7 protein-coding genes are annotated in these 4,113 nt (G+C 46.9%); 2 read left to right on the forward strand and 5 right to left on the reverse strand.

The window, feature by feature from the left end:
• The first annotated feature begins 152 nt into the window (after window positions 1–152).
• Together ACUVQO_RS22575 and ACUVQO_RS22580 are read left to right on the forward strand one after the other, a co-directional pair.
• Complete coding sequence (locus ACUVQO_RS22575) at window positions 153–284, forward strand: hypothetical protein (RefSeq protein WP_445928069.1); 132 nt, start codon at window positions 153–155, stop codon at window positions 282–284.
• A 72-nt stretch (window positions 285–356) separates the two neighbouring features.
• Window positions 357–1,400 carry a 1,9-bis(guanidino)-5-aza-nonane synthase gene (locus tag ACUVQO_RS22580; RefSeq protein WP_445928070.1) on the forward strand — a complete coding sequence of 348 codons (1,044 nt, stop codon included), beginning with the start codon at window positions 357–359 and terminating at the stop codon, window positions 1,398–1,400.
• 343 nt (window positions 1,401–1,743) lie between these two features.
• Here the strand turns inward: ACUVQO_RS22580 and ACUVQO_RS22585 are convergent, their stop codons facing one another.
• The 5 genes from ACUVQO_RS22585 to ACUVQO_RS22605 all read right to left on the reverse strand — a co-directional run.
• The gene (locus ACUVQO_RS22585; RefSeq protein ID WP_445928071.1) at window positions 1,744–1,986 is read right to left on the reverse strand and encodes a hypothetical protein; all 243 of its coding nucleotides are present in this window, start codon (window positions 1,984–1,986) and stop codon (window positions 1,744–1,746) included.
• A 60-nt stretch (window positions 1,987–2,046) separates the two neighbouring features.
• Window positions 2,047–2,256, reverse strand: coding sequence for a chlorophyll a/b-binding protein (locus ACUVQO_RS22590; RefSeq protein ID WP_445928072.1), 210 nt, complete (start codon window positions 2,254–2,256; stop codon window positions 2,047–2,049).
• A gap of 145 nt (window positions 2,257–2,401) precedes the next feature.
• Window positions 2,402–2,965 (reverse strand): Crp/Fnr family transcriptional regulator, encoded by a 564-nt coding sequence (locus tag ACUVQO_RS22595; RefSeq protein ID WP_445928073.1) that lies wholly within the window; start codon window positions 2,963–2,965, stop codon window positions 2,402–2,404.
• Between the two features lie 318 nt (window positions 2,966–3,283).
• Window positions 3,284–3,709 carry a DUF1636 family protein gene (locus ACUVQO_RS22600; RefSeq protein WP_445928074.1) on the reverse strand — a complete coding sequence of 142 codons (426 nt, stop codon included), beginning with the start codon at window positions 3,707–3,709 and terminating at the stop codon, window positions 3,284–3,286.
• 118 nt (window positions 3,710–3,827) lie between these two features.
• On the reverse strand, window positions 3,828–4,113 hold a 286-nt coding region (locus ACUVQO_RS22605; RefSeq protein WP_445928075.1), incomplete at its 5' end, for a hypothetical protein.

Consider the following 4,113-nt stretch of genomic DNA (forward strand, 5'->3'; position numbering starts at 1 on the left):
CTTATCTCAATAATCAGTTATGAATCTTCTCTCTAGAAGGTGACACGCACCCTTAAGAGGGTTGTTATCCCACTAGAGGGGATATGCAACCAACATCAGTTTAGTTATCTTGAAAAAGTTGTCCTTTCAAGAGGTGTACGACAGCAAAATTGGTGAATCCATCTACTTTCGCTGCTAAGGTTTGGGATCTCCAGATTCGCTTGGACAAGCGACGACAATCTGATCCGGCTATTTCCTGGTACGACCACTGCGAAGCGCCCAGTATCAGCGGGCTGGCTTATTAGTCAGTCCGTGTAACCTATTCGCTGAGCAATTCGTAGGTTGTGTTGTATTGATCGTAGGTTCAGGAGAAAGCCATGAATCGGCAAAACTTGCTGCAAGAAATTGTTCAACCCATCGATATCAAAACATTAGATGTGGTGGATTTGGTTGAATCGATGAGCAAAATGGCATTTCAGGCACGAAATTTAGGTCGAGCCGCCAAAATTTATGATGAAATGCTACGTGATCCCGACTGTGCCATTATTTTGTGTCTGGCAGGTTCACTGTTTAGTGCAGGCTTGAAGCAGGTGGTGCATGATCTGATCAGCCACAATATGGTGGATGTGATCGTCTCAACGGGAGCCAATATTGTTGATCAAGATTTCTTTGAAGCATTGGGATTCCATCATTATGTGGGTGATCCGCTAGCAGACGACGAACTGCTGCGGCAAAATAGCATTGATCGCATCTATGACACCTACATTGATGAAAATCAACTGCGGGTTTGCGACCTGACGATCGCCGAAATTGCCGAATCGTTGGAGAAACGTCCCTATTCTTCACGGGAATTTATCCAGGAAATGGGGCGCTACCTAGAGCGGCGGGGTATTGATACGCCTTCCGTGGTATTGGCAGCATATCAGCATCAGGTTCCCATTTTTGTGCCAGCGTTTAGCGATTGCTCTGCCGGCTTTGGGTTAGTCTATTACCAATGGAATTCTCCCGATGCTCACCTGACGATCGACTCAGTGCGAGACTTTCGGGAGTTAACCCAATGCAAACTGGCAAGCCAGTACACAGGCTTAGTGATGATTGGCGGCGGTGTTCCGAAAAACTTTGCTCAAGATACCGTCGTTGCCGCGGAACTGCTGGGGTTTGATGTGAGCATGCACAAATACGCCATTCAGGTCACGGTGGCAGACGAACGAGATGGAGCATTGTCTGGCTCAACACTACGCGAAGCCCATTCCTGGGGCAAAGTGAATAAAAACGTTGAGCAGATGGTTTACTCGGAAGCGACAGTGGCTTTCCCCTTGATTGCTGGATATGCCTACGGTAAGGGAAGTTGGCGCGATCGCCCAGCGTGGCGTTTCGCCCAGTTGTTTAGTCAGCCCAGCGCAAACCTGATTGCGATTTAGTTAACGCTGAATCAACCTGCAGGACGGTGGAGTTTCTGGTTGGGTCGATCTTCACCGTCTTGCTAAAAAAACTGCTATGGCGAATACAAGTGCCTGGGACTGAATAGAAGGTGAATAGGGAAAGTAGGAAGGACATGGATATTGTGACGGAGATTGTTGGAATGCTTTCAACCCTCAAATCTTAAATTAGCCAAACAGATGCGCTGATTTTCACCTTAGAAGTTATTCCCTAGTGCGCTTACTTCTTCAAATTATTTCTTCAAATTAAGTAGGAGTCCCAGCAGAAAAGTCAACTGGGACTCTAAAGAAGGCATGAGATGAGTAGCCAAGCCTCATAAAGCACCTAGGCAAGGTTGCTAAATAGCACTGCCCACAACACGCCAGCTACGCCTACAGCCAACAGCAAGTTTGTAAAGAAGCGACCTGCCTCCGCATTAAAGCCAAGCAATTTGTCTTCTTTGCCAGCGCTGAAAAACAGTGACCATGCCTGGTTTGCACTGATGACTTCAGACTGAGCGTTAAAGTCAGGTCTGAACACAACTGGACCAATCAGATACTTGTTGGGGAAATCGAAGTCAGTTTTCATGAGAGTTATCTCCAAAATAGATGACGTTTACCGATCTAAAACTTACCTAGAGGGAAAAGCCTATAGCCCTGTCAGCCAGCCAATTACACCATGTCCAGTCACCACTTCCAGGATCAGGGCAGACACAAAGCCAATCATCGCCAGCCGCCCATTCAGCTTTTCCGCATATTCGTTGAAGCCAAACTGTTGCGTGTCATCCACATACAGCTTGGGTTCAACCGCATAAACATTGGCGCGTCCACCCTCTTCTATCACCTGTCCACGAACCATGATGTTGCTTCCTTTTGCTTAACCTTATGCAACAAAGTGTAACTTAATGTAAATAAATATTGCAACACTCTTGACATAAAAACTTTTTATCTGATCCGAATCAGAAGGTCGGCTAACCGTACAAATGCGCTGAGTGTCAATACAGCTAAGAATCTCGAATCAGGAGTAACTGCTGCCCAACCCAACCAATCCGACCTTCCCGCTCAAATTGACCGAGTAGACGGGTCACAGTGACACGGGTAGTCCCCAGGGTGTCAGCAAAATCTTGATGTGTGAGTCGGAGTTTGATGAGTTGTCCCCGCTCTGACTCATGACCAAACTTATCCGCCAGCCAATCTAATAGTTGCCAGAACCGATGATGAATCTGTCCGCTACGAACTCGCAGCAACTCTTGAGCTTGGTGGAGATGGGAAAATAATATTTGATTCAACTGATCGCATTCATTCAAATGCAGAACCCGCGCCTGAACATCTGTTAAACATTCCATCTCGTACGGTTGAATTCTGGTCAGAGATTGTCCGATGACATCTCCTTCGCCCCAGAAACCAAGCGCAATAACCGTACCATCATCAGTCAGAGTGTAGGTACGCACTGCGCCAGATTCAATTTGCCAAAGCTGGTTGCAATGCGAAGACAAATACTCTCGCCGTTTAAACAACCGGAGTACCAAATCCTCTGGCTTTGCGAGCATTAAATTAGAATTTACCATTGGTTTTATTAAGAGGTGTGAGGAGGAGAACCCATCAACACTTGCCCAACCACACTGATGCTTCGAAATTGTGAGGCGTAAAAGGCGCTGACCTGTATTAGATTGGGCTTGGAGGATGCAATCGCACTTCTCTGGAATGATGCGACTGATTTTGTTGCCTGCGGGTCTCAGTAATCAGGTTAGGCATTTCCTGCCAACAGGTTGGGCAGAACCAGTAAACCCCAGAATTGCGAATGTGGCGCAAAAGGTTGCAATGGCAACAAGGGCAATCACTCATGGCATTCCTACTCCTAATATTGCTGGGAATGATGACAATGTTCACGGTTCACAGGTCATCAGATACGCCTTTCTATTCTTGATAAAGATTCTCAATAAGTCAAGGTGAAGACGGAAAAAGTTGGAACGTTTCTGTGGCTCTAAGGCTTCAGTTCTGCTCAGCAGTGGTGGAATTGTGGCTAAAATTCCCTTTTTGAGTAATTCAGGGTGTTCCTGGCGAGGCACTATGCCATCCGGACTGGTATGGTACTGCTCCGCTAATTTCAAGATGGCAGAAGCGCTTTGCAGGGGAGGCAAATCGCCAAACATCAGGGTGGTTTTGTTAGGGGCAGCAAAGGCGATCTCACAAGCTCGATTACAGCCACTTAAACAATCCACTGCCTCAATGTTGTATTCAGCTTGTAGCTGCCATTGATGTTGCAACCGTAACAGGCTTTGCCAGAGATGATAACCGCCTCGTTGCCCCATATAATCTCGCTGGGTTGAGGAGAAAGCACAAGACTTTTGCAGACAAATAGAGTGTGTCGGGACATTAGAGAATAGGAAGCGGAGAGTAGGGAGTAGGGAGTGGGGTGTGGGGTGTGGTTTAGTACAGGTTGCAAATGTCTAATTCATCAATTTCATCCACAGCCTTGTGAATTTTGTACTGCTTGACGGGTTGAGTCATGATGGCAATGACGGTTTCAATGGGAGGGCATCCGGGTTCTTTGCAAGTGAGTTGGCTGATGGAAATTGGAATGTCAGGGTTTACGTTTAAGATGCGATAAACCCAGTTTTTGATATCTCGGACTTTGTCTGGGTTGGCTTTGGGTTTGTCTTGAGCTTTAACAGCAGCAGCCCCGCGCTCTACCCGCTTCGGGTGAGCGTCGGGA

Source organism: Leptodesmis sp. (assembly GCF_052746595.1).